Origin of the sequence: Metalysinibacillus jejuensis, assembly GCF_003057615.1 — a bacterium.
GTDB lineage: Bacteria > Bacillota > Bacilli > Bacillales_A > Planococcaceae > Metalysinibacillus > Metalysinibacillus jejuensis.
On sequence record NZ_QAFW01000003.1, the window covers coordinates 15223 to 29807 of the forward strand.

Below are 14585 nucleotides of genomic sequence, written 5' to 3' on the forward strand. Positions count from 1 at the left end.
TGAACGTAGCTTTTAAATATTATTCAGATTTTGCGAATGTTTTCTTGAAAGCGTTAATTGCTGCTTCCATATCTGCATCTGGCGCAAGTTCTTTTGTAGAACGGATGTGATCTAAAACGTTAGTGTGGTTTGAATCTAACCAGCTTAAGAATTCGCCTTCGAAACGAACGATGTCTTGTACTGGAATATCATCTAAATGACCACGCGTTAATGCATATAAAATAGCAACTTGTTTTTCAACTTTAAGTGGTTTGTTTAGGTCTTGTTTAAGCACTTCAACCGTACGTTTACCACGCTCTAGTTTAGCAAGTGTTGCTTTATCTAAGTCAGAACCGAATTGTGCGAATGATTCAAGCTCACGGAATGCAGCTAAGTCAAGACGTAGTGTACCCGCAACTTTTTTCATCGCTTTAATTTGAGCCGAACCACCTACACGTGATACTGAAAGACCAGCGTTGATTGCTGGGCGTACACCTGAGTGGAATAAGTCAGATTGTAAGAAGATTTGACCATCAGTGATAGAGATAACGTTAGTTGGGATATATGCTGAGATATCGCCCGCTTGTGTCTCTACGAATGGTAAAGCTGTAATAGAACCTGAGTTGTAAGACTCGTTTAACTTCGCAGCACGCTCTAATAAACGGCTGTGTAAGTAGAATACGTCACCAGGGTAAGCTTCACGACCTGGAGGACGACGTAATAATAATGAAAGTTCACGGTAAGCCGCTGCTTGTTTAGATAAGTCATCATAAACGATAAGTACGTGTTTACCTTGTAACATGAACTCTTCCGCCATTGATACACCAGCGTAAGGCGCTAAGTATAATAATGGTGCTGGTTGTGATGCAGAAGCTGTTACTACAATAGTGTAGTCTAATGCACCGTTTTTACGTAATGTTTCAACAACACCACGAACTGTAGATTCTTTTTGACCAATTGCAACGTAGATACAGATCATATCTTGGTCACCTTGGTTAAGAATTGTATCGATTGCTACCGATGTTTTACCAACTTGACGGTCACCGATGATTAATTCACGTTGACCACGACCGATTGGTACAAGAGCGTCAATCGCTTTAATACCCGTTTGTAGTGGCTCATCAACTGATTTACGTGCCATTACACCGAAAGCTGGGCTTTCGATTGGGCGTGTTTTTGTAGTATTGATTGGACCTTGTCCATCCACAGGTTGTCCTAATGGATTTACTACACGTCCAATTAATTCTTCCCCAACAGGAACTTCCATAATACGGCCAGTACGTTTTACGCTGTCGCCTTCTTTAATGTCAGTGTATGGTCCTAGAATAACGATACCTACGTTACCTTCTTCTAAGTTTTGTGCCATACCCATAACACCGTTAGAGAACTCTAAAAGTTCTCCAGCCATAGCGTTGTCCAGGCCATGAGCAAGAGCGATACCGTCACCAATACGGATAACTGTACCTACTTCGCTTACTTCTAATTCAGATTGATAACCTTCAATCTGCTGCTTAATCAGCACGCTGATTTCTTCAGCCTTGATGCTCATGTTTGTCACCTCTCACATTTCTTAATATTATCCGATTAACTCATTTTCAAGACGCGCAAGCTTTGCAAGCACTGTGCTGTCAAAAATATGGTTACCGATTTGAACACGAATACCACCTAATAATGATGGGTCGATTTCGTTTGTAATTGTTAATTGTTGTTTGCCTACACGTTTAGCAAATGCTGTAGAGATGCTTTCGCGCTCTTCAGCTGTAAGTTCGCGCGTTGAGTAAACGACTGCGTTTGCAGAACCTTGCTCTTGTGCTGCGAGCTCACGGTAAACTTCAGCAATTGCGCCTACTTCTGTAATGCGCTTTTTATCAACTAAAAGTTGAAGTGTGTTAAGAACGACTGGTGTTGCACCTGCGAAAAGCTGTGCTACCATTTCTTTCTTTTTTTCGATCGTGATTTTAGGTGCGCCAAGTACTGCTAAAAAATCTGGTGATAGTTCAGCTACTTTTACGATTTGTTGTAAATCTGCGCCAACCTCAGCAAGTTGACCTTGCTCTTTTGCCAGCTCAAATAATGCTTGAGCGTAGCGTTTAGCTACGATTGACTGAGTCATTTCGCTTCGCCTGCCTTCGCAATCGTTTCTTCGATTAACGCACGGTTGTCATCCTCAGAAATTTCTTTACCAAGAACTTTAGATGCTGCTAATACAGATAACGATACCACTTCTTGTCGAACTGCTGCGATAGCTTTTTCTTTTTCTGTTTCGATGTCACGTACAGCTGATTCTTTTAAACGTGTAGCTTCAGTGCGTGCTGCTTCAAGAATTTCTTCTTTTTGTAGCTCGCTCTGTTTCTTCGCGCCTTCAACAATCGTTTGTGCTTCAGTACGTGCTTCTTTAAGAAGCGCTTTTTGTTCTTCTAATAATTGGTGAGTTTCTTTACGTGCTTTTTCAGCTTCGTTGATTTCGCTCGCTACGAACTCCTCACGCTTTTGCATCATGCCCATTAATGGACCCCATGCAACTTTTTTAAGAAGTAACATTAAAATACCGAAGATCACAACTGTCGCTAAAGCATCACCTAGGTTCAGTTTGTCAATGTCAAAACCTGCACCTAAAACTAAGTAATCTAATACCACGATTGTTTCACTCCCTTCAAGAGCATATAAAATATTAATGTTTCATTTGTTTTTAATTAAGGTAAAACGTTATAGATAAGATGTTGCCATCTAATGTTCGTAATTAAAAGGAAAGGCGAAGCGTCCTCTGTTGAATCTTCTCCGCCGACTTATTGATGTTAATTATTACTTGTTCATTACGATGAATGCTACTACTACTGCGATGATCGGTAATGCCTCAACTAATGCAACCCCGATGAACATTGTAGTTTGAAGAACGCCACGAGCCTCTGGCTGACGAGCGATACCTTCTACTGTTTTTGAAACGATAAGACCGTTACCGATACCTGCACCAAGTGCACCTAAACCAATTGCGATTGCTGCTGCTAATAAACCCATTGTTAAATTTCCTCCTTGGAAGTGTTTGTTTTTTTGTTTTTTTATAAGTAGTTACCTACCTATTATATTAATGGTCTTCGCTCACTTTATGAGCAATATAAACCATCGTTAACATTGTAAAGATGAAACCTTGGATAAAGCCGATGAAGATAGAGAAACCTTGCCAAGCCATCATTGGGATAATACCACCTAGGAATCCCATAGCGCCTGCTGATGCAAGACCAGCAATAAGGCCGATTAAAATCTCACCTGCGTAAATGTTACCGTAAAGACGTAGACCAAGCGTTAGCGTATTCGCGAACTCCTCAACAAGCTTTAACGGGAACATAAATGACATTGGTTGGAAGAAACCTTTTGAGTAATTTCCGACACCACGCATTTTTACTCCATAATAATGTGTAAGTAATAAAATCATTACAGCTAGTGACATTGTAACTGTAGGGTCGGCTGTTGGTGATTTCCACCATAGCACGTGATCATACACGATTGCGAATGGTAAACCTAGTAAGTTCGATACGATGATGAACATAATAAGTGTTAAACCAAGCACGTGGAAGCGACCACCCGTTTTCCAGTCCATGTTACTTTTAACAATGCCTTTAACGAAGTCCATTACCCACTCCATGAAGTTTTGCTTACCTGTTGGCTTCATTTGTAGATTACGCGTACAAATAAATGCGATTAAAAATACAATTGTTGCTGAAACAAGAAGCATCATAATTGTAGATAAGTTAAATACTAAAGGTAAACCTAAAATATTAACCTCTTTTAATGGTGATATGTGATCCATTTTTGCAATTCACCTCTCTTTCTAATGCACGTGTTAGTGGTTCCTTAAATGAGATACTATTCTCTCTATATAGAGAAAAACGTATGGAAGCATTAGCCCAATTACCGTACTTGCTACATTAAAGTGTTCGGGTATGGTCATAGCTAATGCGACTGCTGCAACACCTGACGCAAAGCGAAGCAATGTGCCGAGCGATGTTGTTTTTGTCCCTTCACTTATGGAACGGTCAAACTTATCCATACGACGCACTAAAATCCAGAAGTTGTACGTGCCAAACAGTGCACCGAGTGCGATGCCTGCAAATACGGTTTCATAAGATGTAGCCGCCCAGCCGATCGCGCAAATTGCGAGCAAAAAAAATAACGCTCTCTTCTGCATAGTAAAAATGTGATGCAAATCTAGCATTTGTTTGTCGTCTCCTGAATCGTTTTTATCGTAATGCTTGGGTAAATTTGATGACCACTTAGTGAAATCAGAAACGAGTAGTTGCCTACTCAAGCGGTGTGGAAGTGAGAAGTAGGGAATCCCGTACAGATTCTAGTTGAAATGATTTGGGATACTACGCAACTTCCGCCTGCATGTGGACGTCAATAATCCAGACGCTAAATGCGAACTGTTTTTACTTGTTTTGGCTAAAAAAATAGCGCAAAACTTAGATAAGATAAGCGTTTTCACAACCTTCTAGTAGTAAAAAACGTTATCAATAATACCCTTTGTAAGCATACAATAGTAGGTTTTTGAAGTCAATTAGTTCTAGAGAAAAACTTCACAAGCCTACTATTCTTGTCAAATTGTTGACAAAATTGTGTTATGCTTCACAATCTCTATGATACCATATAAAATCACGCAAAAAACATCTGACTTACCACAAAATACGCGTCGAAAATACTGTTTTTTCGTTGCTCGTGTAAATTATTTATTTTCGTCTTTTTTAAGGAATTGTAAAAGCGCTTTCACAATTCGTTCGGACGCATGACCATCTCCGTAAGGATTGGATGCTTTTGCCATCAAATTATAAGCATTTTTGTTGACAAGTAACTCTTTAGATAAGTTATAAATTGTTTCTTCCTCTGTACCCGCAAGCTTTAACGTACCTGCTTCAATCCCCTCTGGGCGCTCCGTCGTATCACGCAGCACAATTACAGGCTTACCTAGTGACGGTGCCTCTTCTTGAATACCGCCTGAATCCGTTAAAATCATATACGATTTTGCCGCAAAGTTATGGAAATCAAACACTTCGAGTGGCTCAATTAAATGAATGCGCGGATCATCACCTAAAATTTCGTTCGCTGTTTCACGCACGACAGGGTTCATATGCATCGGGTATACGACTTGAATATCGTCATGCTCTGCTAGCAGTCGCTTAATCGCCTTAAACATATTGCGCATCGGTTCGCCTAAGTTTTCGCGGCGATGTGCCGTTAATAAAATCATACGGTCCGTGCCAATAGCGTCAAGTACCGGGTGCGTATAGTCTTCACTTACCGTCGTTTTTAACGCGTCGATGGCTGTATTGCCCGTCACAAAAATCGTAGCGTCGTTTTTATTTTCATCCAATAAATTTTGGCGTGATTTTTCTGTCGGTGAGAAGTGTAAATCTGCCATTACACCTGTTAGCTGACGATTCATTTCTTCTGGGTACGGTGAGTATTTATTCCACGTACGTAAGCCCGCCTCAACGTGACCAATGGCAATTTGGTTATAAAATGCCGCAAGACTCGCGATAAAAGTAGTCGCAGTGTCACCGTGTACTAAAACGATATCAGGCTTTGCTTCCTTCATTACTTTGTCTAGCCCTTGCAGTGCATTTGTCGTTACGTCAATTAATGTTTGACGATCCTTCATAATGTTTAAATCATAATCAGGTTTAATCGCAAATGTTGTAAGCACTTGGTCTAACATTTGACGGTGCTGTGCTGTTACTGTAACGATAGACTCAATTTCCTCTGGATGCTTCTCTAACTCTAGTACGAGCGGTGCCATTTTAATCGCTTCTGGGCGCGTACCAAAAATCGTCATTACCTTCCATTTTTTCATGGGTTATCCCTACCTTTTTATATAGAAAACGCCCCCTACTCTCATAGGGAACGCTTCGTTTTATTTCGTGCCGAATAAGCGGTCGCCTGCGTCGCCAAGCCCTGGCACGATGTAACCGTGATCGTCTAATTTTTCGTCTAATGCTGCGATGTAAACATCCACATCATTATGCGCTTCTTGTAATGCTTTTACGCCTTCTGGTGCTGCGATTAAACACATAAATTTAATGTTAACAGCGCCGCGTTTTTTTAGTGAGTTGATGGCTTCAATTGCCGAACCACCTGTCGCAAGCATTGGGTCTACAACGATAAACTCACGCTCTGCTACGTCTGCTGGTAACTTTGCGTAATATTCGATCGGTTGTAGCGTTTGTGGATCGCGGTATAAACCGATATGCCCTACTTTTGCTGCCGGAATTAATTTCAGTACGCCTTCTACCATGCCGATACCAGCGCGTAAAATTGGTACGATACCAATCTTTTTACCGCTTAATACTTTTGATGTCATTTTTGTAACAGGTGTTTCAATTTCTTTCTCTTCTAACGGTAGCTCACGCGTAATTTCGAAAGCCATTAACGTTGCTACTTCATCTACTAGTTCACGAAACTCTTTCGTACCTGTGTTAATGTCGCGGATGTGTGTTAATTTATGTTGAATTAACGGGTGATCAAATACATATACTTTGCTCATGCTGAGTCGCTCCTCACTTTTTTAAAAGAATGTCTTTTTATCTAAACTAGTATAACAGAAAGTAGCGTGCTTTTTGAAATTTGTTTCGGCTTGTACACAACTTTGTGCGAATATAAAAAAACACCCTCATCAATTGACGAGGATGTTTTAGTGTTATGCGTAAAGTGGGTGCTTCGCTGTAAGGGCAGCAACGCGCTCTTTCGCTTCTTTTTGTGTTGCTTCGTCTTCTGGATTTTTTAATACTAACGCAATGATTGCGCCTACTTCTTTCATGTCTTCTTCTTTGAAGCCACGAGAAGTTACCGCTGGTGTACCGATGCGGATACCTGAAGTTACGAATGGTGATTCTGTATCGTAAGGAATTGTATTTTTGTTTGTTGTAATACCTACTTCGTCAAGTGCATGCTCTGCTACTTTACCTGTTAAACCTAATGATTTAACGTTTAATAATAGTAAGTGGTTGTCAGTGCCACCTGATACGATGTCAACGCCTTCAGCCATTAATGTTTCAGCTAATGCTTTAGCGTTAGCTTTAATTTGTTTTGCGTATGCTTTAAATTCTGGTTGTAATGTTTCGCCAAATGCTACTGCTTTAGCTGCGATTACGTGCATTAAAGGACCACCTTGGATACCTGGGAATACTGATTTATTTAATTCTTTTTCCCATTTTGCGCCCGCTAAAATTAAACCACCGCGTGGGCCACGTAATGTTTTATGTGTTGTTGATGTTACAAAGTCAGCGTGCGGTACTGGTGATGGATGTTCGCCAGCTGCTACTAAACCTGCGATATGCGCCATATCAACCATGAAGTATGCGCCTACTTCGTCTGCGATTTCGCGGAATTTAGCGAAGTCGATTTCACGTGGGTAAGCTGATGCACCTGCAACGATTAATTTTGGTTTATGCGCTAGTGCTTTTTGACGCACGTCTTCGTAGTCAATTACGTGTGTATCTTCTGTTACACCGTACTCAACGAAATTGTAAAGTACGCCTGAGAAGTTAACAGGTGAACCGTGTGTTAAGTGACCACCGTGCGAAAGGTTCATACCTAGCACTGTGTCGCCTGGTTGTAAAATTGTGTGGTAAACTGCCATGTTTGCTTGTGCACCTGAGTGAGGTTGTACGTTAGCATACTCTGCACCGAAAATTTCTTTAACGCGGTCGCGTGCGATATTTTCTACTACGTCAACGTGCTCACAACCACCGTAGTAGCGTTTGCCTGGGTAGCCTTCTGCATATTTGTTCGTTAATACTGAACCTTGTGCTTCCATTACCGCTTCTGATACGAAGTTTTCTGATGCGATTAACTCAATGTTATCTTGTTGACGTTTTTTCTCCGCTAAAATACCGTCTAATACCGCTTTATCTTGTGCCGCTAATTTTTCTAATGCCATGATTTATATCCTCCTAAGTTTAAATAGAATAGACTGCGCGCTCGCCGCCGATTAATTTTGGTCGTGTTGTTGCTACTGTGACAATGGCCTCGCCGATTTGTTTTACACTCGTACGAATAGGGACGGCAACATGTGCTAAATGCATACCGATAAACGTTTGACCGATATCGATACCTGCTTTCGCTGTAATATGCTCTACTACAACAGGGTCTGCCATTTGCGTATACGCATACGCTGACATTGAACCACCCGCTCGTTTTACGGGAATGACGCTTACTTCAGGTAAACCGAAGCGCTCACTTGCTGCGCGCTCTACCGTTAACGCGCGGTTAATGTGCTCGCACCCTTGAAAAGCTAAATACAATTGATGCTTGTTAGCAAATTGCTGAAGCGGCGCATAAAGAGCTTGTGCCACTTCATCTGCACCTGCTGTTCCAATTTTCTGACCAATAACTTCAGAGGTCGAACACCCCACCACAAAAAGGCTATGTGGTTGTAAGGTTGTTTGTTCCTCTAACTCCGTCAATAGTTGCTGAAGTTGTTTCTCTAGCAAATTATTCACCTCTAGCTAAATCTAAGCTACAAATTTTATTTACGCGTCGCTCATGACGACCGCCTTCAAACTCAGTTTCTAACCATGTTTTAGCTACCATGCGTGCAAGCCCTGGACCCACTACGCGCTCGCCCATCGCTAAGATGTTCGTATCGTTATGTTGGCGTGTTGCTTCTGCGCTAAATACGTCGTGCACTAATGCACAGCGAATGCCGCGCACTTTGTTGGCTGCGATTGACATCCCAATACCTGTACCGCAAATTAAAATGCCGTGGTCAAAATCTCCTTTGGCCACGCCGTCTGCTACAGGCTTAGCATAGTCAGGATAGTCAACTGAATCATCTGTTTTAGGACCAAAATCAGTGTAGTCAATAGCTAACTCATCTAATAATGACATGATCTCTTTTCGTAAATTATTTCCGCCGTGATCTGAAGAAATGGCTACTTTCAAAACTGGCTCCCTCTTTTCGCTTTTATAGTCTCTTTCAGTTTACCATTTTCTCAAGTAGAAAAACACGATTTTAATTTATCTTTACGATAGAAATGATACCCAAAAGCGAATGATTTGTCTATATAAACTTTAATTGTTCACTTTTAGAGCTAGTATTGTCATATTTAATTTCGTTCACTCGGCATTTGTCACAAAAAAGACGAAGTTCGATGCTAACAAAAAAGAGAAACTGCTCGCTTAACAGTTTCTCATCTCTTCAATGAAAACGTTGAATCATTTCGTATAGTTTTTTCGCATGCGCTTCTAATTGTGCGGTAGACGAAGCGATTGTATTCATCGCAAAAATTTGCTCTTCCGCTCGCGCCCTCACCTCTTGCGCGCCTGCTGACGTTTGCTCGGCAATCGCAGCTACTTCTTGCGATTGACGCGCAGTTTCTTCGATGCTGTTCATTTGCGTTGCCATCTTATGCGCGATAGCTTGAATCGCCTCAGCCATCGTATGAATGGTAGCCTCTACGGTATGCACCGCTTCTGTCGTCGATGTGACACGCGCTGCTTCGTCACTCGCAAATGTTACTTGCTCACGCATCGTCTGTCCTACTGATGTTACATTTTGTTGCATCGTCGCAATGAGCTGCGTAATATTGCGCACAGCTGTGGCACTTTCATCCGCTAATGTACGTACTTCACTCGCTACGACCGCAAAGCCTTTACCGTGTTCGCCTGCGCGCGCTGCCTCAATCGACGCATTTAACGCAAGTAAGTTGGTTTGTTCGGCAATCGAACCTACGAGCTCCGTCACTGAACCGATGGCTGTCGCATTTTGTTCGAGCTGTTCGACATTCGTTAACGCTTGTTCGCTGCGCACTGCAATTTGCTCAATGCCTGTTGTAAGTTGACCGATCGCTTGTGTTGCTACCGTTAACTGCTGTAATAAGGCGGTAGTTTGAGCGCGTGAAGCACTCACGTCTTCTGTTACAGCTGTAGCGATATCTCGCGCATGCTCCATCGCTTCTGCTGTTTGTTGCACAGCAATAGCGGAAGCCTCGGCTCCGTCCGAAATATGATTGATTGTAGACGAAATCCCCTCAGCACTCGCAAGCGCACCTGTCGTTTGCTCGCTAAGTCCTTTAATCGCTTCATTTGTTGCTTTGTAATTCGTATCAATACCTGTAATAATCGTGCGTAAATTGCGTAACATTTCGTTAAAAGCCGTACCTACACGATTGAGTTCATCCTGCGTTTGGGGTACAGCTAAGTCCTTGCTAATTTTTCCTTGTGCGACCGCATCAACCGCTTGCTCTAACTGTTGCAATGGCTTGACGAGTACGCCGCTAAAAAGGGCGGCCAAAATACATGACCACATAATACCGAGTGCGTACGTGATCGCTTGAAATGCGACAACATTAACTTGCGGGAAAAACCGCGGTTGCACGTACTCCATAAAAAAGAAACTCGTCGTATATGTGACGAGTGCTAAAGCCCCTACGAAAAAAACTAATTTTTTAGCAATGCCAATCTTTGCTTTCTGCTGTTGCATACGACCTCTCCTATTCATGATGAATGATTTGTTCGATAGCTTGTTGCAGTTCATTAAATGTTTGTCGATAGACTTCTGTGTTGCCGCCAAAAGGATCTTGCACATCGCGTGTGTCGCCTGTCGCAAACTCATGTAGCGTATGCATTTTTTGTGCGTGTTCAGGGTACATTTCGCGCAGCGTCATTAAGTGATGTGCTGTCATCGTTAAAATATAATCCGCCCACGCCATATTAGCCGCTTGTACTTGACTTGCGCTGTGGCTTTCTTCAATGGCTTGCTCCGCCAATACCGCCTTGGCATTATCGCTCATCGGAACGTGCGGCGTTGCAAAAATACCCGCTGACTTCACTTCTAGATGCGGTAATTGTTTAGCCTTCACAATCGCCTCAGCCATTGCACTGCGGCACGTATTACCTGTACAAATAAAATATAATTTCACTGTCATCGCTCCTTTCATTTAGCATAGCAAAACAGCCACAAAAAAACTACTGTGCTTACACAGTAGTTTGGTACCAACGACCGCCTGCCGCTTTTTCGAGACGGTTCATAATCGCTGAGCCTACGCCACCTGTCGACGTAGCTGTTACTAAAATAAGCGTAGCATCCGTCTCATCACAAGCACGGAGCGCATCATACAAGTTTGCTGCAATATCTTCGCCGAGCGAAATGCGAATCGGCGCCTCTATCTTACAGCTTGCTGGCGCCACTAAAGCGACGCGCTCATCGGCAAGTGCTGCGAGTGCTTGCGCAATTTTTTGTGGGTTTTCTTCTATTAAATAAACAGGCGCTTCAGGGGCATAATGCGTGTACTTCATACCTGGTGCACGCGGTACTTCTTTGGCATCGGTTAATTTAGCTTCTTTTACTTCACCTATTACGCGCGTTAGCATTTCTTTTGTTACGCCACCTGGACGCAAAATGACAGGCGGTGTTTGCGTCATATCGACAACTGTCGACTCTAAGCCAATGCCTGTGCGCCCACCGTCGATAATGAGCGGTATGCGGTTTTGCAAATCGTCAAATACGTGCTGTGCTCTCGTCGGGCTCGGCTTACCGCTCCGATTAGCACTCGGTGCCGCAATAGGTGCCTGTGCTGCCTTAAGTAGCGCAAGTGCCACAGGGTGATCAGGCATGCGCATCCCTACAGTCGTAAGCCCCGCCGTCACGTTTTGTGCTAAAACATTTTCTTTTACGTCCATCACAAGTGTGAGGGGCCCTGGCCAAAATGCTTCCATACAGCGGTAAGCAAGTGCGGTCGGCTGCGCAAATTGTTCCACTTGTTCGGTAGTACCAATATGCACGATAAGCGGGTTATCTGAAGGTCGCCCTTTCGCTTCAAAAATTTTCGCCACCGCTTGTTCATCTGTCGCTACCGCACCTAAGCCGTAAACGGTCTCTGTCGGAAAGGCCACAAGCTCTCCGTCACGCAACATTTGTGCCGCTTGCTCATAAACGCCTTGTTGTTGTGCCTGTACGACGCGTGTATCCATCGTATTTCCTCCTTCACGTCAAAAAAGTTATCCACAGTTTCGGTGCATAACTTTTCTGAAAATTGTGTATAACTATGCAATTTCGCAAAAAACCATACGATCTTTACCATTAATGTCTTGTATTACCGATACGCGAGCTGTCGGGAAATGGTGTTCAAAAAATGCTTTCACCGCAGCGCCTTGCGCATAGCCAATTTCGACTCCGATTAACGCAGGGCGTTTCATTAATGCGACGCTCTCTTCTGCTAAACGGCGATACAATTTTAAACCATCCTCTGCCGCAAACAATGCCGTATGTGGTTCATGTTCTAATACGAGTTCCGACATGAGTGGTAATTCGTCAAACGCAATATACGGTGGATTGGATAAAATAACGTCCCACTGCTCATTTGCAATCGGCTCTGTTAAATCCCCAACTGCAAAACGTGCTGTAACGTCTAATTTTTTAGCATTATAAATCGCCACGTCCATCGCGCGCTCCGACAAATCGGTTAGCGTCACATCTAAACTCGGGCGCTCTAGCTTCATCGTTAAGCCAATCGCGCCGCTCCCTGTCCCAATATCTGCAAGCTTAACGGGAGCATCGCCAAATAGCGCTTCAATTTTTTGTAGCGCATAATATACGAGCTCCTCTGTTTCAGGACGCGGAATTAATACGGACTCATTTACCGTAAATTTTCGCCCGTAAAACTCTTCATAGCCGATGCAGTACTGAACAGGGCGTCCGATGGCATGCTCTTTAACGAGCGCATCAAACTCCGCGCTTTGTGCAGGCGTTAATTCGTCGTATAAGTGTTGCATTAACGACGAATATGAACAGCCTAACACATGCTGTAAAATAAGACGTGCCGCATTTTCCTCACGTCCATATTGTTGTAAAAAGGGTGTTGCCCACGTTAGGGCATCATAGGCTTGCCTAGGCATCTTCATTTAAACGCTCAAGTTTTGACGCTTGCTCTTCTAACGTTAGCGCATCAATAATTTCGTCTAATTTGCCCTCCATAATTTGGTCGAGCTTTTGAATCGTTAAGCCAATGCGGTGGTCAGTAACACGATTTTGCGGATAGTTGTACGTGCGAATACGCTCCGAGCGATCACCTGTCCCAACAGCTGATTTACGCACAGAATCATATTCACTTTGCGCTTCTTGCATATATTTATCGGCCACGCGGGCACGTAAAATTTTCATTGCTTTTTCACGGTTCTTAATTTGCGAACGCTCATCTTGCATCGATACGACAACGCCTGTCGGTAAATGCGTCATACGTACAGCGGACATCGTCGTATTTACAGACTGTCCACCTGCACCTGATGAAGCGAACGTATCTACACGAATGTCTTTTTCATGAATTTCTACGTCTACTTCTTCAACTTCTGGTAAGCAGGCAACGGTTGCGGTTGACGTATGAATGCGTCCTGATGACTCGGTTTCTGGTACGCGTTGTACACGGTGTGCCCCGTTTTCGTATTTAAATTTAGAAAACGCACCTTGCCCGTTAATCATAAAGACGATTTCTTTATAGCCGCCCATACCTGTCGCGTTGGCGTCCATTACTTCGATTTTCCAGCCTTGTGTTTCGGCATAGCGTGAATACATGCGGAATAAGTTACCCGCAAATAATGCTGCTTCGTCGCCACCTGCTGCCCCGCGGATTTCCATAATAACGTTTTTATTATCATTTGGATCTTTCGGTATTAACAGTACGCGCAGGCGCTCCTCAAGCTCCTCAATTTGATGACCGAGGTCGTTAAACTCCTCTTTTACCATCTCGCGCATATCAGCATCTAATTTTTCGTCTAGCATTTCACGCGTGTCGGCGTGCTGTTGCTTGACGTCTTTATACTCGCGGTAAGCGTCAACTGTCGCTTGTAAATCAGATTGCTCCTTTGAGTATTCGCGTAGCTTTTTACTATCGCTAACAATGTCTGGGTCACTTAATAATTCATTTAAACGCTCATAGCGATCTTCTACTGCTTGTAAACGATCAAACATTCCTTCACCTCTTCTACTTTTTATAAAGGCGGGTTCGTATGGCATTTGCGACATACGGGGTAGTACGTTTCGTTACCGCCAATTTGGATTTGCTCACCTGTATAAATCGGGTTACCCTCACCGTCTACACGTAAGTTCATTGTCGCTTTACGCTCGCAGAACCAACAAATCGTTTTCATTTCTTCTATTTTATCCGCATAAATTAACATGTAGCGGCTACCTTCAAATAATTCATTACGGAAATCATTTTTTAAACCGAATCCCATAACCGGAATATCCAGCTCATCAACAATACGTACGAGTTGTAATACTTGATGCTTCGTTAAAAATTGCACTTCATCAATTAATACGCAGTACGGTTTGTCTGTGCACTGTGCAATCGTACCAAAAATGTCGGTATGTTCAAAAATCGTAATCGCCTTTTGACGCAAACCGACGCGGCTTGAGACGTAGCCTTGTTCGTCGCGTGTATCAACAGCAGGCGTAAACAATACAACGGGCTTGTTTTGCTCTTGGTAATTATGCGCGACTTTTAAAATTTCGATGGATTTTCCACTATTCATTGCCCCGTGTTTAAAATAAAGTTGTGCCAATCTTTACAACTCCTCTTATTTTAGGCTGAAAAAAATACCTGCCAAGCGAAGCGCTTGGC

General features: G+C 43.0%; 17 protein-coding genes. All 17 read right to left on the reverse strand.

All coding sequences use genetic code 11. From position 1 onward, the window contains the following. Window positions 1-19: 19 nt before the first annotated feature. The 17 genes from atpA to DDE80_RS02145 all read right to left on the reverse strand — a co-directional run bounded on the left by atpA (window position 20) and on the right by DDE80_RS02145 (window position 14526). Entirely contained in the window at window positions 20-1528 is a 1509-nt protein-coding gene (atpA, locus tag DDE80_RS02065; protein ID WP_108306030.1) for a F0F1 ATP synthase subunit alpha, read from the reverse strand. A gap of 27 nt (window positions 1529-1555) precedes the next feature. Further along, window positions 1556-2092, reverse strand: coding sequence for a F0F1 ATP synthase subunit delta (locus tag DDE80_RS02070; RefSeq protein ID WP_108306031.1), 537 nt, complete (start codon window positions 2090-2092; stop codon window positions 1556-1558). After that, window positions 2089-2616: a F0F1 ATP synthase subunit B gene (atpF, locus tag DDE80_RS02075; protein WP_108306032.1), complete on the reverse strand. Its 528-nt coding sequence runs from the start codon at window positions 2614-2616 to the stop codon at window positions 2089-2091. The genes DDE80_RS02070 and atpF overlap by 4 nt, the downstream gene beginning before the upstream one ends. Window positions 2617-2781: 165 nt before the next feature. Next, window positions 2782-2994: a F0F1 ATP synthase subunit C gene (gene atpE, locus DDE80_RS02080; RefSeq protein WP_010857993.1), complete on the reverse strand. Its 213-nt coding sequence runs from the start codon at window positions 2992-2994 to the stop codon at window positions 2782-2784. A gap of 67 nt (window positions 2995-3061) precedes the next feature. After that, a complete protein-coding gene (gene atpB, locus DDE80_RS02085; RefSeq protein WP_108306033.1) occupies window positions 3062-3784 on the reverse strand; it encodes a F0F1 ATP synthase subunit A in 723 nt (240 codons plus the stop codon). Between the two features lie 33 nt (window positions 3785-3817). Further along, the gene (locus tag DDE80_RS02090) at window positions 3818-4189 is read right to left on the reverse strand and encodes an ATP synthase subunit I (protein WP_108306034.1); all 372 of its coding nucleotides are present in this window, start codon (window positions 4187-4189) and stop codon (window positions 3818-3820) included. Between the two features lie 507 nt (window positions 4190-4696). Next, complete coding sequence (wecB, locus tag DDE80_RS02095) at window positions 4697-5821, reverse strand: non-hydrolyzing UDP-N-acetylglucosamine 2-epimerase (RefSeq protein ID WP_108306035.1); 1125 nt, start codon at window positions 5819-5821, stop codon at window positions 4697-4699. Between the two features lie 60 nt (window positions 5822-5881). After that, window positions 5882-6511 (reverse strand): uracil phosphoribosyltransferase, encoded by a 630-nt coding sequence (upp, locus tag DDE80_RS02100; protein WP_108306036.1) that lies wholly within the window; start codon window positions 6509-6511, stop codon window positions 5882-5884. Window positions 6512-6664: 153 nt separating this feature from the next. Then, window positions 6665-7906: a serine hydroxymethyltransferase gene (glyA, locus tag DDE80_RS02105; protein ID WP_108306037.1), complete on the reverse strand. Its 1242-nt coding sequence runs from the start codon at window positions 7904-7906 to the stop codon at window positions 6665-6667. 19 nt (window positions 7907-7925) lie between these two features. Beyond that, on the reverse strand, window positions 7926-8468 hold the full coding sequence (locus DDE80_RS02110) for a TIGR01440 family protein (protein WP_108306038.1): 543 nt from the start codon (window positions 8466-8468) through the stop codon (window positions 7926-7928). Then, entirely contained in the window at window positions 8461-8910 is a 450-nt protein-coding gene (gene rpiB / locus DDE80_RS02115; protein ID WP_108306039.1) for a ribose 5-phosphate isomerase B, read from the reverse strand. Before rpiB ends, DDE80_RS02110 begins: the two co-directional genes overlap by 8 nt. Before the next feature lie 256 nt (window positions 8911-9166). Then, window positions 9167-10450: a methyl-accepting chemotaxis protein gene (locus DDE80_RS02120; protein WP_108306040.1), complete on the reverse strand. Its 1284-nt coding sequence runs from the start codon at window positions 10448-10450 to the stop codon at window positions 9167-9169. A 10-nt stretch (window positions 10451-10460) separates the two neighbouring features. Next, window positions 10461-10889 (reverse strand): low molecular weight protein arginine phosphatase, encoded by a 429-nt coding sequence (locus tag DDE80_RS02125; protein ID WP_235612254.1) that lies wholly within the window; start codon window positions 10887-10889, stop codon window positions 10461-10463. 55 nt (window positions 10890-10944) lie between these two features. Continuing rightward, on the reverse strand, window positions 10945-11940 hold the full coding sequence (locus DDE80_RS02130) for an L-threonylcarbamoyladenylate synthase (protein WP_108306042.1): 996 nt from the start codon (window positions 11938-11940) through the stop codon (window positions 10945-10947). 72 nt (window positions 11941-12012) lie between these two features. Next, window positions 12013-12870, reverse strand: a complete 858-nt coding sequence (prmC, locus tag DDE80_RS02135) for a peptide chain release factor N(5)-glutamine methyltransferase (RefSeq protein WP_108306043.1) — start codon at window positions 12868-12870, stop codon at window positions 12013-12015. Continuing rightward, window positions 12857-13933 (reverse strand): peptide chain release factor 1, encoded by a 1077-nt coding sequence (prfA, locus tag DDE80_RS02140; RefSeq protein ID WP_108306044.1) that lies wholly within the window; start codon window positions 13931-13933, stop codon window positions 12857-12859. The genes prmC and prfA overlap by 14 nt, the downstream gene beginning before the upstream one ends. A gap of 20 nt (window positions 13934-13953) precedes the next feature. Continuing rightward, window positions 13954-14526, reverse strand: coding sequence for a thymidine kinase (locus tag DDE80_RS02145; RefSeq protein ID WP_108306045.1), 573 nt, complete (start codon window positions 14524-14526; stop codon window positions 13954-13956). Window positions 14527-14585 lie beyond the last annotated feature (59 nt).

Excerpts from the sequence above, each read along its gene's own strand:
- atpA (WP_108306030.1), bottom strand. The coding sequence starts at position 1,528 with ATGAGCATCAAGGCTGAAGAAATCAGCGTGCTGATTAAGCAGCAGATT.
- DDE80_RS02070 (WP_108306031.1), bottom strand. The coding sequence starts at position 2,092 with ATGACTCAGTCAATCGTAGCTAAACGCTACGCTCAAGCATTATTTGAG.
- atpE (WP_010857993.1), bottom strand. The coding sequence starts at position 2,994 with ATGGGTTTATTAGCAGCAGCAATCGCAATTGGTTTAGGTGCACTTGGT.
- atpB (WP_108306033.1), bottom strand. The coding sequence starts at position 3,784 with ATGGATCACATATCACCATTAAAAGAGGTTAATATTTTAGGTTTACCT.
- DDE80_RS02090 (WP_108306034.1), bottom strand. The coding sequence starts at position 4,189 with ATGCTAGATTTGCATCACATTTTTACTATGCAGAAGAGAGCGTTATTT.
- wecB (WP_108306035.1), bottom strand. The coding sequence starts at position 5,821 with ATGAAAAAATGGAAGGTAATGACGATTTTTGGTACGCGCCCAGAAGCG.
- upp (WP_108306036.1), bottom strand. The coding sequence starts at position 6,511 with ATGAGCAAAGTATATGTATTTGATCACCCGTTAATTCAACATAAATTA.
- glyA (WP_108306037.1), bottom strand. The coding sequence starts at position 7,906 with ATGGCATTAGAAAAATTAGCGGCACAAGATAAAGCGGTATTAGACGGT.
- DDE80_RS02120 (WP_108306040.1), bottom strand. The coding sequence starts at position 10,450 with ATGCAACAGCAGAAAGCAAAGATTGGCATTGCTAAAAAATTAGTTTTT.
- DDE80_RS02130 (WP_108306042.1), bottom strand. The coding sequence starts at position 11,940 with ATGGATACACGCGTCGTACAGGCACAACAACAAGGCGTTTATGAGCAA.
- prmC (WP_108306043.1), bottom strand. The coding sequence starts at position 12,870 with ATGAAGATGCCTAGGCAAGCCTATGATGCCCTAACGTGGGCAACACCC.
- prfA (WP_108306044.1), bottom strand. The coding sequence starts at position 13,933 with ATGTTTGATCGTTTACAAGCAGTAGAAGATCGCTATGAGCGTTTAAAT.